Here is a 21885-nt window from a genome sequence, read left to right as displayed (position 1 = left end):
GCTCAATTCCCCCCACTTGTTGAAGTGTCGCCAGTACTGGTGGCGCTATTGTTCCTGACAGTATTGTTCTTCAATTCTGGAAGTGGCAGATACGGCACAACGCCTGGCCCACCCTGACCATTTTCAATGATGGTCTTGTCAGAACCGGCCAACACCTGCTCCATGGTTTCAAGGAACAGACGCTTGCGCGTCACATCCGGCGCATTGACATATTCGGCATAGATCGAGTCAAAGCGATCCGCTTGACCTGTTGCTTCCTGCACCACCCGGTTCTTGTAGGCGGCGGCATCTTCACGCATTTGCGCGGCCTTGCCTCGTGCCCCACCCAAAAGGGTATTGGCATAGGATCTGGCTTCTTCCTGGAAACGGTCTTCGTCCTGCTCGGCGCGCTGGACCTCGTCAAACGCATCGGCCACTTCGGTAGGCGGCGCCACATTCTCGATGGCAATCTGGCTAACGCGAACGCCCATGCCGTAATTGTCGAGAATGGTCTGGGTAATCTGCTGCACTTCAACAGCAATACCGGCACGATCATCACGGAAAATGTCCTGCGCCGGACGCCGACCCACAACTTCGCGCATCGCACTTTCCGCAGCGTTGGTCACCATGTCTTCAGGATCACGAACGTTGAACAGATAATTGGATGGATCGGAAACAGCCCACAACACCGAAAAGCTCAGATCAACGATATTCTGGTCGCCCGATAGCATCAGCCCCTCGTCGTTGGACTGCCGCCCACCGGTTGAGGTACTGCCAATCGTTGTCTGGTTTTCCGTCACGGTTACGCGTTCAACCGTCTCGATTGGCCACAAAAGGAAATGCAGTCCTGGCATCGACAGTTCAGTCTTAGGCTTGCCGAACTGTAGCTCGACCCCGACTTCCTGCGGATTGATGGTATAAACCGAATTCAGTCCCCAGAACGCGACCAGCGCCAAAATACCGCCAACGATGGCCCAACGGCCACCCGGAATCCCGCCTGGTACGCCACCCTGAAACCTGTCACGACCACGGTTGAGAATATCTTCCAAACTCGGGGTGTTGCCACCGCCCGGTTTGCGTGGACCACCACCACCACTTGGTGGTTGTCCCCAGGGGCCGCCATTGTTGCGGCCACCCCCGCCTCCATTATTCTCCCACGGCATCGCGTCCCTTTCAGTCTTTCAAAAACATTGCTGCTCTATATAGGCAAGCCGATGCCTTGTATCAATGCGTAGCAGGCGATCGTCGTTCATAGACTTTGACACGGTAAACGGCACTGTCCTTTTCCGAAGGCTGTATTTCGGGCACATCAACCACCACCCATTCCCGCGGATCGATACGGGGAAACAGCACATCGCCCTGCGGATGCAAGTCAACGTGGCTGATATACAGTCTATCTGCCTGCTCCATGGCCTGCGCATAGATCTCGCCACCGCCGATAATCATCACTTCATCGGCCTTGTCGGCCACCGCAATAGTCTTGGCGTGTTCAATCGCCGCACCCAGATCATTAATCACAATAACGCCATCTGGCTGATAGCCGACCTGCCGCGTCACCACGATATTGACCCGTCCGGGCAAAGGCTTGCCCACCGTCTCGAATTGCTTGCGCCCCATGATGATCGGTTTGCCCAGCGTTGTGCGCTTGAAATAGCCAAAATCGGACGGAATATGCCAGGGCATCGCCTGGTCGGCCCCGATCACCCGGTTTTCAGCCACGGCCGCAATCAGCGAAATTTTCACAGATTCCCCAGCGCCAAAAGCGCCGCCCCATCCAGCCGACATTGGTGCCACCCGGTACCCAACCGTGCGCCCTGCGCAAGATAGAAATCAATTGAGGGCTGGTTCCAGTCCAGCACTGCCCATTCAAGTCGCCCCAGATTTTCCGTCGTGCACCGCTGCGCCAGATCAGCTAGCAGCGCCTTGCCAATCCCGCGCCCGCGCTGGCTCGGATCGACATAAAGGTCTTCCAGCCAAATGCCCGACCGGCCCTGAAAGGTCGAGAAGGTATAATACCAGAGCGCAAACCCAACCGGTTCACCGTCCCATTCCGCGATCTGGCAAAATACTTTTGGCGTTGCGCTAAACAGGTCGCGCAGCACATCGGCCTCGGTTATCGCAACCTCGTGCCCCAGCTTTTCATAGTCCGCCAGTTCACGCACAAACCGCACGATCAGGCCAGCATCAGCGCCGGTGCTTTCACGAATATTCAACATCAAACCGCCACCGGCGCCTTGATATGCGCCTCCGGCTCATAGCCGCTAATAGTAATGTCCTCGAACGCAAAATCCTCAAGCCGCGTGATCGTCGGATTCAGCGTCAATGTCGGCGGCGGCTTCGGCGTCCGGCTCAACTGTAGCTGCGCCTGTTCAAAATGGTTCGAATAAAGATGCACATCGCCAAACGTGTGCACAAAATCCCCCACTTTATAGCCCGTTACCTGCGCCACCATATGGGTCAGCAACGCATATGAAGCGATGTTGAACGGCACACCCAAGAACACATCGGCGGAGCGCTGATAAAGCTGACAACTCAATTTGCCATTGGCCACATAAAACTGAAACAGGCAGTGGCACGGCGGCAGCGCCATTTCATCCACTTCTGCCGGGTTCCAGGCCGATACGATATGTCGACGCGAATCCGGCTTGGTCGCAAGCGACTGGATCAGATTGGCAATCTGGTCGATCCCCTCCCCACTAGGGTTCGGCCAACTCCGCCATTGCGAGCCATAGACAGGACCAAGATCGCCATTCTCATCGGCCCACGCGTCCCAGATTTTGACCCCGTGCTCCTGCAACCAACGCACATTAGTGTCGCCCTTGAGAAACCATAGCAGCTCATAAATAATCGATTTTAGATGCAGCTTCTTGGTGGTCACCAGCGGAAACCCGGCTCCCAGATCAAACCGCATCTGATAGCCGAACAGCGACCGCGTCCCCGTTCCGGTTCGGTCGGCCTTGTCGGTGCCACGTTCAATGATATCGCTCAAAAGCGTCAGATATTGCTGCATGTTGTCAATCTAGAACGATTCTGCCCGTCGCGCGCGCGCTCCGATCACGATGCTAACAAATTTACGCGCCGCTTAACCGCACCAGCTTTCCCGTCGCCCGCGCCACGGATGTGCCAGCCCTTCGCTCACCAATATGTCCCCCAGTGAGGTGCCGTCGCGCGTAAACACCCGCAGATCGCGACCATATTTATCGCTGTCACGACTGCCCGCCGTGCGCACCTCGAAGGGACCCGCGTTTAACAATTGGGTCAGCCGCAGCGTCGCCTGCGCCCCCAGCGCCGCTTCGCTGGAACAGGACGGGCTGTAAACCTCGGGCGTATCCATATCGGCGATCCGGATTTTGCGACCGCCCAGCCAGATCGTGTCGCCATCGACCACGCAATTGACCCGCGGTCCGCCAACGCATCGGGAAAACTTGCGATCGACCACGGTTTCGGGCGCCACACTCATGTTCGGGATGACACCGCTCGCGGCGCCGTCGAATAACCAGCGCTCCAGCCCGGCGTCAGAAAGCATCCATGCCCCGCCAAACCCGATCAGCAAAGCCGCCGCAATGGCGATCCCGAATTTACTGCGTCCCCGGCTCTGCCCGAGATCAGTGGTCCAACCAGTGTTCAATTTCCTGGCCAATTTAGCCCCCGCAAAGCACCCACCATGCCCCGCACCGGTTAAAACAGACTGAAATCAACCCTGAGAATTTTTACCCATTCCGCACCGCAGCATTTGCATCGCGCGCCCCGCCACCCTATATTGGAGGGGCTCGCAAGAGCTATGGCGATAAACTGCCATCGTAATAAACCTTTCGGACCCGGGGGCGGTACCCGGCGCCTCCACCATTTCTTCTCTGCTTGAGAAGAGCCAATGGGGGCGAAATAGGATCGACGAGGGCGTAAAGGGTGTGTTTTTGCTCGGCATTGTACCACCGTTATCGGGCTATAACAGTAGTTGCAAATGACAACACTGCAGAGGTTCGTCTGGCTGCGTAAGCGGTTCGACACCTCGAACTTGAAGTCCTGGGGCCTGTTGCAGGGCGTTAGGCGGGGTCCGCAGGCACCTGGCAACAGAAGCCTGCATTTTACTTTCACCAGGCCATTTTCTTTGAAAATCAGGGCGCTTCAGGCTGAAGTGATCAAAGATTGCTTGCAGATTGGCTGGCTAGTCGTTCAGATGGGCAAAGCATGAAAATATTCGGACTGGGGTCTTTCGTTCTGTTCCAATCAGGCCGAAAAAGGGCCTGACAGAATCGAACTACGCCGGAAGGGCGACCATGGCAGAAGATCATCTCCGCTACGACATTCTGGCTCAGGAGGCGCTACGCGGCGTCGTGCGCAAGGTGCTTGCCGAAGTGGTCAAGACCGGTTTGCCCGGCGAGCATCACTTTTTCATCTCTTTTGTTACCCATGCCGCTGGCGTGCGCATTTCCGAAAAGCTGTTGACCCAGTACGAAAAGGAAATGACCATCGTGCTGCAAAACCAGTATTGGGACCTCAAGGTCAGCGAGACCGGTTTTGAAGTTGGCCTGTCGTTTGATGGTATTCCCGAACATCTGGTCATCCCCTTTTCTGCCGTTAAAGGTTTCTTTGACCCGTCGGTTCAGTTCGGCTTGCAGTTCGACGTTGCCGGCGCCGAAATTGACGTTTCCGACGATGAGGATCAGTCCCACGAAGCAGCGCCCAAGCCCGAAACGGCAAATGCCGACAATGAAGCCGAAGCCGAGCCCAGCGGCGAAAAAGTGGTCAGCCTCGACGCCTTCCGCAAAAAGCCCTGACGCGGCGGCGCGATGGAAAAGCGTTCGCTTTCAATCGCTGGCCATCGCACCAGTATAGCGTTGGAGCCGGAATTCTGGGCTGTGCTTGAAGCAATGGCAGCGGCCGACAGTGTCGCCCTGCCCCGCCTCGTCAAAACCATCGACGAAACCCGCACCGTTGCCAACCTCGCCTCTGCCCTGCGGCTGGCCGCGTTGCGCTGGACGGCGGACCAGTCCGCTCAACCTACCGCAAATCCAGACCAGCCCTAGTTCAGCGGCGTAAAAAACAACGGTCGGTTGATAGTGTTGCCGGGTGTTAGCTGAGGCGGCGGCAAACCCAGATCCAATGGTTCCTGTGGCGGCGTCGGTTGCGGCTCCTGCTCTTGCTGCTGGAGCTGGCGCGCCTCTTCCGCTTGCCGCTGTTTTTCAGCTTCCGCTGCCGCGGCTGCCGCTTCTTCTTCCTGACGCTTGCGTTGCGCCGCAATCAGCGCATTGCGCGCTTCCGCCGCTGCCTTTTGGCGCGCCGCGTCCTCTGCACGCAGCTTTTCAAGCCGCGCCAGCTCATTTTCATTGGCTCGCATTTGCACAGTGGCGATCAACCCATCGAGATCGAGCGTGCGTTCAGGCGCCAGCATGGTGCCGTCCAACTGGGCAACGATCCGCGCCGTATTTTGATTGAGCAGATTATTGACGTCGACAAAATCGCGCGGCGTCAGCACAAAATTGCCGCTGAGCCCCAGCGTTTCGAGCGCCACGTCAACTTCCCCCGCAATTCGGCCCGAATTGCCATCAATGCTCAGATTGGCCAGCCGCAAAACACCCCCAGCGATGGTGAACGCTCCATCGCCGCTCGCCGCCTCGAACGCCCCCTTGTTCAACCCTTCGGTAATCTGTTGCCCGAGCGCCACCCCATTGATTTCCAAAAGATTGTCGAGACTGGCAACGGCGGGAAATACCTGCGGATCGAATTGATTGACCTTGAGCGTTCGGGTTGAAAAACTGCCCTCCCCCGTCATATTGCGCGCCAGATCCGCCAACGACGCGCCGGTGCCCGAAAACTGCACGCCACCATCAACAACTCCACTCAGTCCTTCGGCCAGCGCTGGCGGCAAAACATCAGCCAACTGAACATCGGCCAGACTTACACGACCGCTCAGCGTCTTGTTGGTCAGCTTGTCGCTGCAACATATGGCCACGTCGCCACTGATCTGCCCGCCGCCCAAATTTGCGGTAAAACGTGATAGCCGCAGTCTGCTATCGTCCCATTGCAGATTAAATCGCGCATCGGTCAGCGCATCGCGCCCGGCAACACTGAGATTGGGTGCCGAAATGGCAATAGAACCGCGGCTATCGCGGTTTTGCTCGCCGATATCGAGGGGCCCATCTGGCCAGATCGCGCCATCGCCCTTCAGCATGGAGGCCGGTCCGCTGAGCGCTTTGACCACAATGGCGAAGTCGGCCTGATCCAGCGCCAGATTGCCACTCACCACGCCGACGCCACCCGTCCGGGTCAGCGATATGTTGCCGGCAAAATTATTGCCCCCGGCCTGACCATCGATTTCGGTCAGTCTGAGCACGCGCTCGCCCTCAAAATGCACCCTGGCATTAGCGCTGCCCCCCGGCAGGGTCAGGCCACCGGCGCCAATAATTCGCGCCAAACCGCTGGCATCAGACAGATAGCCGTTCAGCGCCCCCGTTCCGTCAATTTCATCATCGGGCTGAACCGCAATATCGCCGGTAAAGCCCAAGTGATCTTCGCCCGAACTGGCATTGACGCGAACCGAAAATCCCTGGGCCATCGCCCCATCCAGCCGACCGGAAACAAATAGCCCCTCATCTGGCGCGAATAGTGCGGCCTCGCCAAGCCCCAATTGCCGCGTCAACGCGTCCGGGTTTCGTGATTCAAGCGTTCCGTTGAGCGCGATCTGACCGTTCGACGCCGCCAAAAGCCCGCCCGCCAATTGCCCCCGCAGGCTCAGCGTTGATGTATCCAGCTTTCCATTGAGCGCCAGCGTCTGCGAGCCGCCGCCATCGGGCTGGTCCAGCTCAAAATCCAGCGCCGCCGGTGCCGACAGCGCCAGTTTCTCGCGCACCCCGGCCCCAATATCCAACCGGTCATAGAGGGCCATCAGCCCCGGCGCCGATCCTGACTGCGCCCCAACCTTGCCGCTGCCCCATATCTGCGGCGCCGCCAGCGTACCGCGTGCAAACAAGGTTGCATCAAGGCTGACCCCGCCCAAATCATCGGCCACCAGCTTATTGAAGCTGATCCGATCCTTGGACCACTGCCCTTCCGCCACCAGTTTTGTGCCCGTCAGGCCAAACAGATCGGCACTGGCGCTCGACAACCCAAAGCTGCCTTCGGGAAAGCTGATTGCAAAATTCGGACTGCTTGATAAATCGGGCAATAGCGCCGCCAGCGCCGCGCTATCGTTCGGCGACAGCACCCCGAATTTGCCAGTCACATCCAGCCGCCGCTCGCGTCCAAAACCGATCCGCAAACCGATGGAATGACTGACTTCGCCCAATGTGAATGCCGCCTCGCTCAGCCCCAGCGCATTGCCCGCCAGCATCAGTCGGCCCGACAACGCCGCATGCATGCCAAACAGCGGATTGACCTCGCCGCCCTTGCGCCACATCTGACCCACAGCATCAAGCCGCTCTGTGCTCAACGACATCTGTCCCGAAAATGCAGGCCTCCCCTCGTCCGCATTGAGGGTGCCACTGGCGCGCACATCGGTGTCCCCGGGTAATTTGGCAATGAACTGATCAATCGCCCATGCCCGCCCGTCGGTGTGAGCATCCAGCCGCACGGCCCGCAAGGCGAAACTGCGCAAGCCGATTTCAGCCAGATCCACGCCGATACGCCCCGGCATTGGCGGGATTATCGGCGGCGGCAATTCGCTCAGCGTGCGCACAAAATCATAAGGCAGGCTTGCCAGATCCTCGGACGCATCACGCGGCGGCAGTGCAAACACGCCCCCCGAAATCACCGCGTCAAACGAACGCCGCGCGCCCAGCTGAATACTCGCCGCCCCTGTCAGCCGCGTCCCGGCGCGATTTTCATCTGGCTGCAGGGTGTAGCCGATCAATACCACCCGGTCGGTGGAGACATTGACCTTGCTTTCCAGCACCAGATCGCCGCGAATATCATCGGCAACATCGGTTGCTGGCGGCTTTTGGCGATAGGTGATTGCCCCCTCAAATCGTGGCGCAATGCCGGGCTTCAATAACCCATCGGCAGCCAGCGAATAGCCGCCTTCGGTCTGCACGAACGCCGACACGCGATTATTGCCATCCCCATCGGCAACTGATGAATTGAGGCGAACATTGTAGCGCTGATCCTGATAATCCAGATTGCCCTGGAACTGGTATGGCCCATCAATCGCCCCCAGCTTGAGCACGCCATCAATCTCCTCGGCAACATAAAGCTCGCCCGAGCGTTCGTCGCGCAGTCGCATCGAGCCCTTGACGATGCTGGCCTCTGCCACATCCACATTGCCGCCGCCCGCTGCGCCCTTGATATCAAACCCGCTACCAAACAGCCCGCTTTCATCGACCTTGAGATCGACCACCGGTCCGTTCAACACCAGCTTGGTAACCCGGTAATTGTCGCGCAGAAAATCCATCAGCGAAAATTCGGCATCGACCTGCGCAACCGTTGCCGCCGGGTCCTCGAGATCACCCACAATCACATCGGCAAAATGCAGCCTCGGCTGTGGCAGCAGCGAGAATTCTATGTCACCACGGATCGACACCTCGGTGCCCAGTACCCCCGATGCCAGAATTTCCATGCGATCGCGATAGTCGCTCCACTGGATGAAGCGTGGCGCGATGAATGCTGCCGCCAGCGCCATGATCGCAAGCAAGCCGATGACGATATAGATGCGATTCAGCAAGGAGTTATGTCCGCTCAATTAAGCCGTCGCCAGTGTAGGCAAGATCAGGCGGCGTGCAACCCCGCAACCACGACAATAGCAGCCAAAAACCGCCAAATGCCGCGCTGTTGATTGCCTGCCGCCATATACATCAAGCTTTCACCTGCCTATATTGAACAACCAGAACAAAAAGAGATTCGTCAATCCCGTATGGCCGCTGATCAAGACAATATGCAACGCCCGGCTGCTGGGCCCATCACCAGTCAGTTTGGCCGACGCGATGCCGACTATCTGGCCGGGCTCAATGAGGAGCAGCGCGATGCCGTCTTGTCGCTCGAAGGCCCGCTATTGGTGCTGGCCGGTGCCGGTACCGGCAAGACCCGCGTTCTAACGACCCGCATCGCCCATATTCTGACCACCCGCAAGGCGCGCGGTTCTGAAATTCTGTCGGTCACCTTCACCAACAAGGCGGCGCGCGAAATGAAGGAGCGCATCGCCAAACTGGTCGGTGCCTCGGTTGAGGGCATGCCATGGCTTGGCACGTTCCACTCCATCGGCGCCCGCATCCTGCGCCGCCACGCCGAACTGGTCGATCTCAAATCCGATTTTACCATTTTGGATACCGACGATCAGATCCGCCTGATCAAGCAATTGCTCCAGGTCGAAAACATCGACGAAAAGCGTTGGCCTGCCCGCCAGTTCGCCGGGATGATGGACAATTGGAAAAACCGTGGCCTGCTGCCCAAGGATGTCTCGCCCGCCGATTCCGGATTCTTTGCCAATGGGAAAGGCCAAAAACTTTATGCAGATTATCAGGCGCGCCTGAAAACTCTCAACGCCGCCGATTTTGGCGATCTGCTACTCGAATGCATCCGCCTGTTCCGCGAAAACCCCGAAGTTCTGGCCGAATACCACCGCCGCTTTCGCTATATGCTGGTCGATGAATATCAGGACAGCAACGTCGCCCAATATTTGTGGCTGCGTCTGCTCGCCCAGGGCAAACCCGCTGCCGAAGCCAATATTTGCGTTGTTGGCGACGATGATCAATCAATCTATGGCTGGCGCGGCGCCGAAGTCGATAACATCCTGCGCTTTGAAAAAGACTTTCCCGGCGCCAGGGTCATCAAGCTCGAGCGCAATTACCGCTCCACCGCCAATATCCTCAAGGCCGCCTCCCATCTGATCGCCTTTAACGAAGGCCGGTTGGGCAAAACGCTGCAGACCGACGTCGCCGAAGCGGGCGATCCCATTGCCGTTACCTCCGTCTGGGATAGCGAAGAGGAGGCCCGCTCCATCGGCGAGGAACTCGAGCAGATCCAGCGCCGGGGCGAAAATCTCAACGACGCCGCCATTCTGGTGCGGGCGTCCTTCCAGATGCGCGAGTTTGAAGAACGCTTCATCACCCTTGGCCTTAACTACCGTGTTATTGGCGGTCCGCGCTTTTACGAGCGCAAGGAAATCCGCGATGCCCTCGCCTATTTGCGGCTGGTCGCCCAGCCCGCCGATGATCTGGCGTTTGAGCGGATCATCAACACCCCGAAGCGCGGGCTGGGTGATTCCACGGTCAAAATCCTGTTTGATGCCGCTCGTCACCAACGCCAACCGCTTTTGGCCACCGTGCGCATGCTGCTGGAAACCGAAGAGTTAAAACCCAAGCAACGCACCACATTGCGCAATCTCGTCGCCCAGTTCGACGATTGGGCCGAGCGCCTGCGCACCATCCCCCATTTTGAACTCGCCGAACAAATTCTCGACGAGAGCGGCTACACCGCCATGTGGCAAAACGACAAATCCCCCGACAGCCCCGGCCGCCTTGAAAACCTCAAGGAACTGGTGCGCTCGATGGAAGAATTCGAAACGCTCGGCGGATTTCTCGAACATATCGCCCTGGTCATGGACCGCGCCACCGGCGATGATGGCGATGCCGTCTCGATCATGACGCTACATTCGGCCAAAGGGCTTGAATTCAACAATGTCTTCCTGCCCGGCTGGGAAGAAGGCCTTTTCCCCCATCAGCGCTCGCTCGATGAATCGGGCCGCGCCGGACTCGAGGAGGAACGCCGCCTCGCTTATGTCGGCATCACCCGAGCCCGCAAACGCGCCCTCATCTCAGTGGCGCAAAACCGCCGCATCCACGGTCTATGGCAATCGGCCATCCCGTCGCGTTTCTTGGATGAATTGCCCGCCGACGCCGTAGAGGTCAAAGATACCGGCTCCTCTTATGGCGGCTATGGCTATGGCGGCGGTGCCGCCTCGCGATTCAACAAGGCCGACCCGTTCGATAGCGTTTACGAAACCCCCGGCTGGAAACGCGCCCAGGCCCAACAGGCCAGCCGCAAGGGCGGCGGTCCCATGACCATCGAAGGCGATCTGGTCGCCCGCTCGGTCGATCTGGGCGGTTCCTCCTCCGCCTACACTTTCGGCGACCGCGTCCTCCACCTCAAATTCGGTTACGGCACCGTCTCGGGCGTTGAAGGCAATAAACTCACCATCGACTTCGAAAAAGCCGGCCGTAAACGCGTCCTCGACAGCTTCATCAAGCGGGGATAGCGCCTTATCGAATAACGCGACCAGCCAGCACTTTTATGGGGATCTGGCGTGGCGTGGTGAGTTGACCACACTGCGTTTGAACGCATTGGGCGTCTGGCCGCTAAAAGCCTTGAACGCCCTGATGAAAGCACTGGTGCTTTCAAAGCCCACCTGAAATCCGGCTTCGGTAACGCTTTCCTGCGCCAGCGCTTCCATGGCCTTGATCATCCGTGCCCGGTGGCGAAACTCAGTCCATGTCATGCCAAGTTCCCGCCGAAACAGCCGTGCCAGGGTTCGTTCCGAAACCGCACCGGATTGCGCCAATTGACCAAACCCGATGTTGCGGCCCAGATCGGCCAGCCCCACGGCGATGGCTTTCGCGAGGCCCGACGATGAAGGACGTGGCAACCATGTATTGAGTTGGATCAACGAAAGTTCTGCAACGACGGACGCCAAAGCATGGAAAAAATGGGCCTGATCATTTGACGGTTCTGTCGCTCCGCCCCACCGCATGGCCTGCGCAACCATGAGCCGCGCCAAATCGGACATCACAAAGACTCGAAGTTCGCCTTCTGTCAGCCCCAGCTCATCATTGCGAAACAGGATTGATGACGAGGTCGCCGGACCTTTGCTACTCACCGAAATCGACGTCCCGCAAGCGATAAGGGCGGCTCGCTGCGGCGGCAACAGCCATTGCCGCCGCTTGTTTTCCAGAACGAAGGCGCCGCGCGAGGCGAACAGCAGATAGTCCGCATCGAATGATCGTTCGCCAGTGGCAAACGATTCTTCGAATATGCGGTAAAATGCGTTCGATCCGATATGCATGGTCGTGGTCAGGCTACTCTGGTTCCAGACATTTGCTGCATCAGCGTGTGCGTGTCCAGCAAGGCATGATGCGCGCATATCTTGTCGTCCGAAAATACAAACGTGCGATAGCCACGAACTTTTATTGCATTTCCATGCGGCGCTATGCCCGCGAACACGCCTTGATGCGTTCCGGTCAACGTCAATTCAACCATAACCTGGTCGTCCATCCCCACCACTCGGTCAATGGTCCAACGCGCATCGGGCAACACGCTGCCCAGCTTTGTCACCATGGCCTTATGGCCATCGGCGTCACGCGGATCATAGGCATGATCGACAAAGTCGGTGCTGATAAAATCATCAATTTTGGTCGCATCGGAACCGTTCCAGACAATGTCGATGAACCGGGTCGCAATTTCCACCTGGCTATTCTTGCGAACGGACATTTCAGTTCTCCTTTCAAAAACCGCAAAATGCCCTCCTTCTAATTGTGCCGCTTGCTGCAAAGTGCCAAAAAATAGCCCCGAGCTGCCAACGTGTATTGAGGCAGGATCGACCCAAAGCGCCAGACAGGTTTCAGCGCGCCGACCGACACAGGCACCTATACTTATCCTGTCCAGGGGGATAGGATAAGTAAATGGAAAAACACACCTCCCACAAAGCGATCCTGAAACGATTGAAGCGCGCAAACGGTCATTTGCTGGCCGTTATCGGCATGATCGAGCAGGAGCGCCCCTGTCTTGATCTGGCCCAGCAACTTCACGCCGTCGAAAGCGCCATCAGCAACGCAAAGCGTGAGCTGATCCATGATCACATTGAACATTGCCTGGAAGGCGAAGACAGCGCATCGCGCGCGGCGCTGGCAGAATTAAAACAATTGGCGAAATACTTGTGAGCACCTCCCCCTTTTCAAAAATTGCGCAATGGTTCGGCTTTGGCGCGCACCACGATGATCATGGGCACCACCACCATCACCATGACGACAATGGCAGCGGCCACGGACACACCCACGGCGTGATTGACGCAACCATTGCCACCACGACGCGCGGAATATGGGCAATCAAATGGTCATTCGTCATTCTCGCCGTGACGGCACTCATGCAGATTGGCGTTGTGATCATTTCAGGCAGCGTCGCGCTGCTGGCGGACACAATCCATAATATCGGGGATGCCGCCACAGCCATCCCGCTCTGGATCGCCTTTGTCCTGGCGCGTCGAAAGCCCAGTAAGACCTTCACCTATGGACTTGGCCGCACAGAAGATCTCGCCGGAATCATCATTGTGCTGATTATTCTCTTCAGCGCGCTGGTCGCTGGTTATGAAGCCATAGATCGTCTGTTCCATCCGCAGATGGTCCAGCACCTTGGCTGGGTTGTTGCCGCCGGAATCATCGGGTTTCTGGGCAATGAGATCGTTGCCGTCTTCCGCATTCGCGTTGGTCGGGAAATCAACAGTGCTGCGCTTATCGCCGATGGCTATCACGCCCGCACCGACGGCCTGACTAGCCTGGCGGTGGTTCTGGGCGCTGTTGGCGTCTGGTTTGGCTTTCCCCTTGCTGACCCGATCATTGGCCTACTGATCACCCTGGCGATTTTCGCAATTGTGTGGCAGTCGGCTCGGTCCGTGTTGACACGCATGCTGGATGGCGTTGAGCCGGGCGTGATCGATGAGATTTACCATGCCGCCAAACATGTCGAGGGCGTCAACGCCGTGGCCGACGCCAAGGCGCGCTGGATCGGACACCAATTGCACGTCGAACTGGCCATATCGGCCAGTAATTCTCTGCCGCTGGCGGATGCCAATAAATTGACTGCCGCCGTGGAACAGGAGCTTTTTGAGCATTTACCCGCCCTCAGAAGCGCTAATATCCGCTTTGCACAATCGACCATCGCCGACCATTGACCGCAACCTGACCTGGGTGCGCCCTGTCAGACATTAAGCTTGTCCATACAATATCTTGATAGCATCATCGGACCTTATCCTACTTCAGGTCCGGACGCTCAATGATCATCACCACCACCCCCACCATCGAAAATCATCCCGTGCGCGAATATCTCGGCATTGTCACCGGCGAAGTCATTGTCGGCGCCAATATTTTCAAGGACCTGTTTGCCAATATTCGCGACATCGTCGGCGGTCGCGCTGGTGCCTATGAGCGCACGCTGGGTCAGGCCCGCGAACAGGCCTTTGCCGAGCTTGAAGCCCAGGCTCGCGAGCGCGGCGCCGATGCGATCATCGGCATCGACATCGATTACGAAGTGGTGGGGCAAGGCGGCTCCATGCTGATGGTCTCCGCCTCCGGCACCGCCGTAAAACTCTAATCTTGCCCACCCGGTCGATCGAACAACCTTCCCTCGCCGTGTCACCCCGGCCTACGCCTGAATGACATGGTGAGTTAGGCGACACGCCATGGACTGGTGAAGGCTACGCCAAGCGCAGCAGCACCCGGATATTCAAGCGGCCAGGGCGAATTCTAGGGATCAGTCCGGATTGTGGCCAGCACTTCTGTCTCGCGCAAGCGTATTCGCTTGGCCGCATAGGCCAGAACGAGGGAAGCCAGAATGCACCAGGCAGCCATCCATAGCATCTGATTTGGCAGGGAAATGTTCAGATCAATCAACGCTCCGGTGATGCCTGGCCCCAGTGCAGAAGCCAGCACGCCGCCTGAGACGACGATGGCGCGAATGCCGCCAAGATTGGCGAGACCATAGACTTCGGGCCAGAGGGCCCCCAGCAACGTTGAGGTGAAACCGTTGCTCACCCCCAAAAGCAGCATGAAGGCATAAACACCCCACACAGGCTCGACCAGCCCGACAGCCAGGGACGCAACAGCCAGTGGCAGAAGAACAATCGGCAGCAGCTTGAGCGAACCCAACCGGTCAACCAGATGGCCGCAAACCAACCCGAAAACAACCGTCGTTACAGACATGATGGGAAAGCCGATCGCGAACGCCAATGGATCATAGCCGCGCAGTGCAACGAGATAGCCTTGGTGAAAGAGGATGGAGGTGCCGATGAACGCAGGCGCCAACGTGCCTGAAAGCAGCAGATAGAGCATAGGATCGCGGAGCACTTCGCTTCGTGTCCAGTCTCGTGCGGTCCGCTCTGGCAAAACCTTCGGATCGGTTGATCTCGGTGTGCGTTCCACCCGAATGAGTGTGATGATGACCGGCAGACCAACCAGTAGCACCAGTGCCGCCGACAGGTACCAACTGATCCGCCAGTCGCCAGTCATCACGGCAACCAGCACAACGAGCGCTGGCAGCAGCGCCGAGCCGGCCTGCTGACCAATGACGACAAGCGCCATTGCGCGACCCCGATTGGCAACAAACCAGCGCCCGGTCTCGGTAAAGGCGGTCTCAGTCATCATTCCCTGCCCGAATAGACGCAGCAGATAAAGCGCGGCGGTCAAAAGCAGCAGGTTCGGCGCTACCGCGAGCAATACGCAGGCAAACGCCAATGCCGGCATGGTAAATCGCACGACTTTCCAGCCGGGCATAACGTCGAGCGAACGACCGAGCCAAGGCAGTGTCGCCGCACTGGCCAGCGTGGCAAGCATATAGATCCCGCCAAACGCGCCACCCGAAAGCCCGAAGGTGTCGCGCAAATCATTGCCCGACAGGCCAATAAAAAAGGTCTGCCCGAAGGAAGAGAAGAGGGTGAGAAGAAAGCCGCCGCTGATCCAGCGGGCGTTTTCGCGAAAAAAATGGACATTGCTGCGGAGGAAATCAAACATGTTTCTGCTGTAAACGGTTTGCGACGCAACCGGAACCCGGAAGAGGACGACATTGGTGCGGCCGCACAATGGCTCGCCAATATCTGCTTTCATTGACCTGCTAGCTGAACGCGGACAGTCCGTTTCCCACGCCATATCCGACGTTCGTTCACGGCCAGCGCCTCGACACGAGCTTCTGTTAACTCAAAGAAACAAAATCGTCGCACCATAATCTCCGGGTTGGCCCGATTAGTAGTAACTGTTGCTGAACGTCCCTGGCCGAACTTTCTGCGTCAAATTCCAAGACGAGCGCGAGAACCATGAACAAAAAGAACCATTCCCAAATGTCGAACTGTCCAATTTGATGTTGCCTGGAAAATCTACCATCGCTCTTTTCAGAGAAATGTCACCCAGGCACAAATCAATTAGGCTCGTTGAGTTAGCAATATTTGTTGGATTTCTGCCTGCAATTCTCTTCGGCCTCGGAATTCGCGGCCTTGTGCCAGGAATTTTCTTTTTTGCGACTAACCTAGTCATTTGCATGGCCGGGTTTTTGACAAGTCGCCTCCGCTTCTTCTGGGTCACGTGGGCAATTGCCTCTGTGATCGGCTTTTTGGCCTTCGGCATGTCCACCCCGGTTGGTGCGCTCAAAGTCTTGTGGGCATTTCTGACATTATGGGCATAAATCGGTGAGGGAGACAGAATTGGAACGCGCATTCGCCACATTGTCGGTGGGCCTTTTGATCGCATTTGCATTCGTCATGATATATGTGGCCCTAGGGGGTGATTTTTTTGGCGTTTTTCAGTATTGGATTTCGCTCATCATAGTAATTCCTTTCTTATTTCCAACAATTTTCATTTTTGTTTGGCTATCAATTGATAAAAATCCCAAAACATCCAAATTGATTGCCGCAATCGGCATCGCCGTAACAATTTTATTTATTGCGCTTGGCGTTATTTACTTTAGCATCAGTGACCCTTTAGGCAATTTCGTCATTCTTCTTCTTTTCATTCCAGTTGCAGGTGGTGCGCATCTTGCCTGCATTGCCTACTACCTAAGCAATAAGCTGCTAAAGCATCGGGGCAGCGCTTGAAACTGACGGCGCCCACGACAGATTTTGAACACATGGTCAGCAATTCCACCCTCCGCAGTGCCACCCCTCCCCCTCGCAGTGTCACCCCGGCCTTTGCACCGCGCCTGCGTTTCCCAAAGCTGCCGTTCAAGTTGGCTTGCATGAGCCTGAGCGGGCCATCAGCGCGGTAGACCGCGGATCGGAGAGACGCCATCTGCGAATTGTACACGCCGTCGGCGAAATGACGCGCCCTGGATGCATTCCGGTCTGCTGATACGGTCCATTCGAAAATGGCGGAAATCCGTGCGCGCAGGATCCCAGGCCACCAGGTACCATAGCGGAGGAAGGATCAGCATGGCTTGTGGTTCAACAACTCTGCTGGTTACTGAACCTTTTGCGTCACGGTACTGGAAACCCAGGGACTGCCGTTGGAGGAAAGCGCTTTCGAATGCCGGCAGAAGCGCAGGTTCCATCGCTTCCCTATCCGATATGTCCACCAGCGGTGAAAGTTGTCCCACATAGAGGCAACCCAGAAAGCGGCGCAGGTCGCGCATCTTGTCTGGCGGCAAGGCCTTTTCGATCTTGGCAAGCCCTGCATCGGCGAGGCCGGCAAAGGGCAAATTCCCGGCGGCCCGCATTGATGCAACGCTGATGAGCAGCGCAAAGACCTCGGCGACCGAGAGCCGGGCCGTGGTCTGAACCGATTGCGGATCAAGTTGCAGGCCGCCGCCGCGGCCCGGTTCGGAATGAATGACAAAGCCCTCGTCGCGCAGCGCGCTGATGTCACGCAACACTGTGCGCCTGGATGCGCGAACTTCCGTCGCCAGGTTGGCGACCGTCGAAGTACCGTTGCGTCGAAGGCTGCGCACGATGGCTTCATGTCGAAGGCGAACACTCATTCCACAAGTTACCGTTAAATGGTGCCAACATTTGGCACCATTGGCTTTTAGTCAATGTCTATGAGCCCCGGGGCGGAAATATCTCGATCCGGAACGGAACGCTCGAACGCTCGAACGCTCGAACGCTCGGAACGAAAAAAGGAAAAACAGTGCATACCCCAACCGATTTTCTCAAGCCGACGCTTGTTCCAGTCAACGGCGTGGAACTGGAAGTGTTTGAAGCAGGCCGTCAAAATGCAGGAAACCCGATCATACTCTGCCATGGCTGGCCTGAGCATGCCTTTTCCTGGCGCCATCAGGTGCCCGCCCTCGTCGCGGCGGGCTACCATGTTATTGTTCCCAATCAGCGGGGCTATGGCAACTCGTCCCGCCCGGACGAGGTGACGGAATATGACATTGAACACCTTACGGGCGATCTCGTCGCCCTTCTCGATCATTACGGATACCAGAATGCGATCTTTGTCGGCCATGACTGGGGGGCGGCAGTCGTTTGGGGGCTTACCCTGCTGCATCCAGGACGAGTCAATAAAGTGATCAATCTAAGTCTGCCTTATCAGGAGCGTGGCGAAACACCTTGGATCGAGTTCCTGGAACTGGTCCTGGGCAGCGACTATTACTTTGTTCATTTCAACCGGCAACCGGGCGTTGCGGACGCAATTCTGGACCAGAATGCGTTCCGCTTCCTTCGAAACCTGTACCGGAAAAACGTGCCCCTCCGGGCGCCTGAGCCGGGCATGGCTATGATCAATCTCGCCACAGCCGAAACACCCCTCGGCGAGCCCGTGATGAGCGACAGCGACTTGGATGTTTACGTCTCTGCCTTCGAAAAGGCCGGGTTCACGGGGGGCATCAACTGGTATCGGAACCTTGACCGCAACTGGAGCTTGCTGGCGAACGTCGACCCCATCATCCATCAACCCACACTCATGATATATGGCGACAGGGATGTGATCCCGAAATCAGAAAACCTGGCAGATTTCGTGCCCAATGTGGACGTCGTCAGCCTCGATTGCGGTCATTGGATCCAAGAGGAAAATCCGGAGGAAACCAACCAGGCAATTCTGACCTGGCTGGCACAGCAAAGCATCGCCTGATCCCTCCTGCTGACAGGCCACCGATGCTTTGAACCAAACAGGTTACGCGCTGCGGTGGCAAGGGGATGGATAGGGCCAGACTTTGAGAATAACAATCAAATCTTGACCATTGAACCGCGCCACGACTGACACGCGCATGCAAGACGCCGCGTGTGAAATAGCCATGAAACTGAAATCCGACGATGGGGTTAAAAGTGCAACCATTGGAATTCAGGAAATGATTTAAGCAACTTCAGGATAACGCTTGGCACCACTACGGCCTGCGCCTAACCTCCGTCACGCATATATCAAATTATGCACCGCCTTGTGGTGGAAGTTGCGGTAGCGGGGGCCTTGCCATGATTGGTGCTATGCCGACTTTGCGGCGGTTCGGCATCGGGTTGAGAATTCTAACGCGTCACGCTTTCGGGGTCTGCTGGTGGGCCAGTAACACCCATGCGCCATCCTTCCGCACATACGTACTTGCACAGAAGGCAATATATGCGCCCTCGCCGTCGCGTTTTCCCGAAGCCTCGTAGGCGAGCACCGCCGTGTCACCCAGCTCTGTTTCTGTCTTCTTGTGGAAATCGACAGACATCCAACGAGGCGATTGACGAAGACCCTCAACAATTTCCTGTCCAGCGAGTATCCCTACAGGCGCCGGAAACACCATACGCGCATTGGGTGCCATCGAACTTTTGTAAAAGTCTGGCCCATCCAGCCAGAAGCTTTTTTCCATCTCCCAAAGCTCTTGATAATTCATGATGTGAACCTCCTTTCTGATGACTGTAGCACCGGAGCAAGCGGGCTCCAATTTTAGAAGATTTGGCTCAGAATCGCAGCGATCAATCGGAACGACAGAAATGGGGTGGTGGGTTCAACCGATCGAAAGCAGCCTAGCGTAGGGCGCAAAATTCAAGAATTATGCATCAGAGAAACCACCCCGCAATCTCAATGGCTTGCACGGTGCAAAAATCAGGTGGGTATCTGCCCCTCAGAGGGTCCAAAATAAGTCTGGCTAGGAGAACTGTCTGCTTTCGACCACAGATGAACTGTTAGCTGCCAGTCCACTTTCCACCCTTACGGGCCACCAGTTTCTCGAACTGGAAAATCCGGAAATTTAACGTGCCCGCGGCAGATTTTGGGCGCACAGCCGCCGATTTACCCTCTCCTCCACGAGGTGTCACCCCGGGCTTGACCCGGGGCCATCGTGAGATTTTCCCGCAATCACGGCTGGTTGGGCATGTCATGATGGTTTCCTGCCTACGCCGGAATGACATGGTGGAAGTGGTGAGTTAAGCGACACGCGATGAACTGGCGAAGATTGTGCAAAGAGTGTAGTGCAGCAACGCCTTTCCCGCGCCGTTGTTCGCGCGCCCAAGCCAAACTTATCCCCACGCCCAAAACCTCTGGCACAATGGTTGCACTCCCCACGCGATTGCGGGGTCGCGACGAACGGTCCGTGGGAGAGCAGATGGGTGGGAGGCGGTCGCGCGCTCCTGGGTCCGTGTGACGGGTTTGTCCGGCCAGGCTGGAACAAAGCGCTCCATAGTCCTGAAAGCCCATCGCATGCGGCGAGACCAGTCTCGCATTATAAAAATCACATGAGGCCGGTTCTCGCCGCATGTCGCAATCTTTTCCAACCGCAGGTTTTTCGCGCCGGGCGGCGTTTCCTCACGCCATTTCCATGGCCCGCATTGACAGGCCCTGCCGCCTTGCCCAAACAGGATCCACCTGCAATTCGGAACCGCGCAAAAATGGCTGTCGACCAACTCTCCGCCCCGCTCACCAAGGATCAGGCCTATGCTCTGGTCGACGCCGTCATGGAGCGCGACGATCTGGCTCTGACCGCCTCGGCCCATGAAAATGAGGAAACCGGGGAATGGTTCTTTGAAGCCACCTGCGACAGCCCGCCGGATGTGGAATCATTTTCTGAATTGGCCCGGCTAACCCTTGGCGGCGACGTCGATTTTTCCGTTGACGCTATTGATCCGGAAATCAACTGGGTCGCCCGCTCGCTCGAAGGGCTGGCCCCGGTTATAGCTGGCGGTTTCTATGTCTATGGCAGCCACGAAACAGCGCCCATCCCCGCCGGTTACACCGCCATGCGCATTGACGCGGCCCAGGCTTTTGGCACCGGGCACCACGAAACCACCACCGGTTGCCTTGAAGCCATCGAGCGCACGCTCAAGCATCGCAAACCGCGTAATCTGCTTGATGTCGGCACCGGTACCGGCGTTTTGGCCATCGCCTTGGCCAAACGGCTCAAAACCCCGGTTCTCGCAACCGACATTGATCCCATTTCGGTAAAAACCACCGCCGAGAATGCCGAACAGAACGGCGTCGGACGGTTAATCATCCCGCTTGAGGCAACCGGGCTTGATCACCAGACCATCAACCGCAACAAGCCCTACGACCTGATTGTTGCCAATATTCTGGCCGGTCCCCTCGTCCAGATCGCCCCCGGCATGGGTCGCGTCGCCGATCACGGCGCCATCGTCATTCTGTCGGGCATTCTCGAGCATCAGGCGGCGCGCGTCATTTCCGCCTACAGCCGCCAATCCATGGTGCTGCGCCAAAAGATCATCAAAAAGGATTGGGCCACCCTGATCCTGGAAAAACTCTAGCAGGAGGGTAGAAAAGCAAAAATCCCCGAAGCGGACTCCGGGGATCACATCGATCGTCAGCAATGTCCAGCAGTCGCCTTATGGGCGCTTGGTGAATGCGCCGATAAGTTGATGCTGCATGCGATAGCTGACCTGACGGCTCGTTTCACGGCCGCTCGCGTCAACTACTGACCCAAGGGCTTTGCGAAAATCGTTCCTGTTCGTTGTCATTTCCATCTCCATGCACTTTAGTCGATTTATATCCATCGACATTCTCTATTTAGGTCGCCTGCAAAATTCCGGTAGGCTCATTTTAGCAGGACAGCCATGCCGCTTTCGCAGAGCAGCTTAAAACTTGGTAAATTCAGGCCGCTTATGCACGTCATGCTCGGCTTCAAAACGCTCAACATAGCGCTTTGCCTGACGGGTACGGCTCTCAATGAGGGCGTCAACAGCGCGACGCAGGAAATTCTTGTTACCCATGATCTTCGCTCCTAGTGACTACCACGCTAAGATAGACCTTCCTTCTCCCGGCGGTAGACCTGTTTGGACAAGCCAGCCATTCCGCCGAC

At 57.1% G+C, this 21885-nt stretch carries 21 protein-coding genes, 1 other RNA gene and 1 pseudogene; 11 read left to right on the top strand and 12 right to left on the bottom strand.

Going from position 1 to position 21885, the window contains the following annotated elements; genetic code table 11:
* Positions 1 to 2: 2 nt before the first annotated feature.
* From hflK to PSQ90_RS13850, 5 genes are all read right to left on the bottom strand, one after another.
* A complete protein-coding gene (hflK, locus tag PSQ90_RS13870; RefSeq protein ID WP_282210877.1) occupies positions 3 to 1142 on the bottom strand; it encodes an FtsH protease activity modulator HflK in 1140 nt (379 codons plus the stop codon).
* Positions 1143 to 1203: 61 nt separating this feature from the next.
* Positions 1204 to 1722, bottom strand: coding sequence for a dihydrofolate reductase (locus PSQ90_RS13865; protein ID WP_282210876.1), 519 nt, complete (start codon positions 1720 to 1722; stop codon positions 1204 to 1206).
* A complete protein-coding gene (locus tag PSQ90_RS13860; protein ID WP_407648124.1) occupies positions 1719 to 2198 on the bottom strand; it encodes a GNAT family N-acetyltransferase in 480 nt (159 codons plus the stop codon). Before PSQ90_RS13860 ends, PSQ90_RS13865 begins: the two co-directional genes overlap by 4 nt.
* Positions 2195 to 2989 (bottom strand): thymidylate synthase, encoded by a 795-nt coding sequence (locus PSQ90_RS13855; protein WP_282210874.1) that lies wholly within the window; start codon positions 2987 to 2989, stop codon positions 2195 to 2197. The genes PSQ90_RS13860 and PSQ90_RS13855 overlap by 4 nt, the downstream gene beginning before the upstream one ends.
* Before the next feature lie 72 nt (positions 2990 to 3061).
* Positions 3062 to 3607, bottom strand: coding sequence for a thermonuclease family protein (locus PSQ90_RS13850; protein ID WP_282210873.1), 546 nt, complete (start codon positions 3605 to 3607; stop codon positions 3062 to 3064).
* Positions 3608 to 3708: 101 nt separating this feature from the next.
* Between PSQ90_RS13850 and ssrA the strand changes: the two genes are divergently transcribed.
* The 3 genes from ssrA to PSQ90_RS13835 all read left to right on the top strand — a co-directional run bounded on the left by ssrA (position 3709) and on the right by PSQ90_RS13835 (position 5006).
* Positions 3709 to 4064, top strand: a transfer-messenger RNA (tmRNA) gene (gene ssrA, locus PSQ90_RS13845).
* 192 nt (positions 4065 to 4256) lie between these two features.
* On the top strand, positions 4257 to 4757 hold the full coding sequence (locus tag PSQ90_RS13840) for an SspB family protein (RefSeq protein WP_282210872.1): 501 nt from the start codon (positions 4257 to 4259) through the stop codon (positions 4755 to 4757).
* Between the two features lie 12 nt (positions 4758 to 4769).
* Positions 4770 to 5006, top strand: coding sequence for a ribbon-helix-helix domain-containing protein (locus tag PSQ90_RS13835; RefSeq protein WP_282210871.1), 237 nt, complete (start codon positions 4770 to 4772; stop codon positions 5004 to 5006).
* On the opposite strand, the gene PSQ90_RS13830 is transcribed toward PSQ90_RS13835, so the two are convergent.
* On the bottom strand, positions 5003 to 8635 hold the full coding sequence (locus PSQ90_RS13830; protein WP_282210870.1) for an AsmA family protein: 3633 nt from the start codon (positions 8633 to 8635) through the stop codon (positions 5003 to 5005). The two genes, PSQ90_RS13835 and PSQ90_RS13830, sit on opposite strands and share 4 nt — an antisense overlap.
* A 189-nt stretch (positions 8636 to 8824) precedes the next feature.
* Between PSQ90_RS13830 and PSQ90_RS13825 the strand changes: the two genes are divergently transcribed.
* Positions 8825 to 11164 (top strand): UvrD-helicase domain-containing protein, encoded by a 2340-nt coding sequence (locus PSQ90_RS13825; protein ID WP_407648123.1) that lies wholly within the window; start codon positions 8825 to 8827, stop codon positions 11162 to 11164.
* Positions 11165 to 11197: 33 nt separating this feature from the next.
* Here PSQ90_RS13825 and PSQ90_RS13820 read toward each other — a convergent pair whose 3' ends face one another.
* On the bottom strand, positions 11198 to 11968 hold the full coding sequence (locus PSQ90_RS13820) for an AraC family transcriptional regulator (protein WP_282210869.1): 771 nt from the start codon (positions 11966 to 11968) through the stop codon (positions 11198 to 11200).
* A gap of 8 nt (positions 11969 to 11976) precedes the next feature.
* A complete protein-coding gene (locus PSQ90_RS13815; protein WP_282210868.1) occupies positions 11977 to 12393 on the bottom strand; it encodes an ester cyclase in 417 nt (138 codons plus the stop codon).
* A gap of 191 nt (positions 12394 to 12584) precedes the next feature.
* Between PSQ90_RS13815 and PSQ90_RS13810 the strand changes: the two genes are divergently transcribed.
* The 3 genes and pseudogenes from PSQ90_RS13810 to PSQ90_RS13800 all read left to right on the top strand — a co-directional run bounded on the left by PSQ90_RS13810 (position 12585) and on the right by PSQ90_RS13800 (position 14268).
* Positions 12585 to 12842, top strand: a complete 258-nt coding sequence (locus PSQ90_RS13810) for a metal-sensing transcriptional repressor (protein ID WP_282210867.1) — start codon at positions 12585 to 12587, stop codon at positions 12840 to 12842.
* Positions 12839 to 13810, top strand: a pseudogene (locus tag PSQ90_RS13805) (cation diffusion facilitator family transporter); the annotation flags it as partial. The gene PSQ90_RS13810 and the pseudogene PSQ90_RS13805, both read left to right, overlap by 4 nt.
* Positions 13811 to 13950: 140 nt before the next feature.
* The gene (locus PSQ90_RS13800; RefSeq protein ID WP_282210866.1) at positions 13951 to 14268 is read left to right on the top strand and encodes a heavy metal-binding domain-containing protein; all 318 of its coding nucleotides are present in this window, start codon (positions 13951 to 13953) and stop codon (positions 14266 to 14268) included.
* Between the two features lie 152 nt (positions 14269 to 14420).
* On the opposite strand, the gene PSQ90_RS13795 is transcribed toward PSQ90_RS13800, so the two are convergent.
* The gene (locus PSQ90_RS13795; RefSeq protein ID WP_282210865.1) at positions 14421 to 15683 is read right to left on the bottom strand and encodes an MFS transporter; all 1263 of its coding nucleotides are present in this window, start codon (positions 15681 to 15683) and stop codon (positions 14421 to 14423) included.
* 241 nt (positions 15684 to 15924) lie between these two features.
* On the opposite strand from PSQ90_RS13795, the gene PSQ90_RS13790 reads away from it, so the two are divergent.
* Both PSQ90_RS13790 and PSQ90_RS13785 read left to right on the top strand, forming a co-directional pair.
* On the top strand, positions 15925 to 16347 hold the full coding sequence (locus PSQ90_RS13790) for a hypothetical protein (RefSeq protein ID WP_282210864.1): 423 nt from the start codon (positions 15925 to 15927) through the stop codon (positions 16345 to 16347).
* 19 nt (positions 16348 to 16366) lie between these two features.
* Entirely contained in the window at positions 16367 to 16756 is a 390-nt protein-coding gene (locus tag PSQ90_RS13785; protein ID WP_282210863.1) for a hypothetical protein, read from the top strand.
* A 158-nt stretch (positions 16757 to 16914) separates the two neighbouring features.
* On the opposite strand, the gene PSQ90_RS13780 is transcribed toward PSQ90_RS13785, so the two are convergent.
* Positions 16915 to 17634 carry a helix-turn-helix transcriptional regulator gene (locus PSQ90_RS13780; protein WP_282210862.1) on the bottom strand — a complete coding sequence of 240 codons (720 nt, stop codon included), beginning with the start codon at positions 17632 to 17634 and terminating at the stop codon, positions 16915 to 16917.
* Positions 17635 to 17783: 149 nt separating this feature from the next.
* Between PSQ90_RS13780 and PSQ90_RS13775 the strand changes: the two genes are divergently transcribed.
* Entirely contained in the window at positions 17784 to 18728 is a 945-nt protein-coding gene (locus PSQ90_RS13775; RefSeq protein WP_282210861.1) for an alpha/beta fold hydrolase, read from the top strand.
* Between the two features lie 397 nt (positions 18729 to 19125).
* On the opposite strand, the gene PSQ90_RS13770 is transcribed toward PSQ90_RS13775, so the two are convergent.
* Positions 19126 to 19470, bottom strand: a complete 345-nt coding sequence (locus tag PSQ90_RS13770) for a nuclear transport factor 2 family protein (RefSeq protein WP_282210860.1) — start codon at positions 19468 to 19470, stop codon at positions 19126 to 19128.
* Positions 19471 to 20464: 994 nt separating this feature from the next.
* On the opposite strand from PSQ90_RS13770, the gene PSQ90_RS13765 reads away from it, so the two are divergent.
* A complete protein-coding gene (locus PSQ90_RS13765) occupies positions 20465 to 21334 on the top strand; it encodes a 50S ribosomal protein L11 methyltransferase (RefSeq protein WP_282210859.1) in 870 nt (289 codons plus the stop codon).
* Between the two features lie 327 nt (positions 21335 to 21661).
* Here PSQ90_RS13765 and PSQ90_RS13760 read toward each other — a convergent pair whose 3' ends face one another.
* Positions 21662 to 21796 carry a hypothetical protein gene (locus tag PSQ90_RS13760; RefSeq protein WP_282210858.1) on the bottom strand — a complete coding sequence of 45 codons (135 nt, stop codon included), beginning with the start codon at positions 21794 to 21796 and terminating at the stop codon, positions 21662 to 21664.
* Positions 21797 to 21885 lie beyond the last annotated feature (89 nt).

Source organism: Devosia rhodophyticola (assembly GCF_028816475.1).
In the GTDB taxonomy this organism is placed as follows: Bacteria; Pseudomonadota; Alphaproteobacteria; order Rhizobiales; family Devosiaceae; genus Devosia; species Devosia rhodophyticola.
Note: the sequence above shows the minus strand (reverse complement) of the source record. Positions and strands in the feature narration are given on the sequence as shown.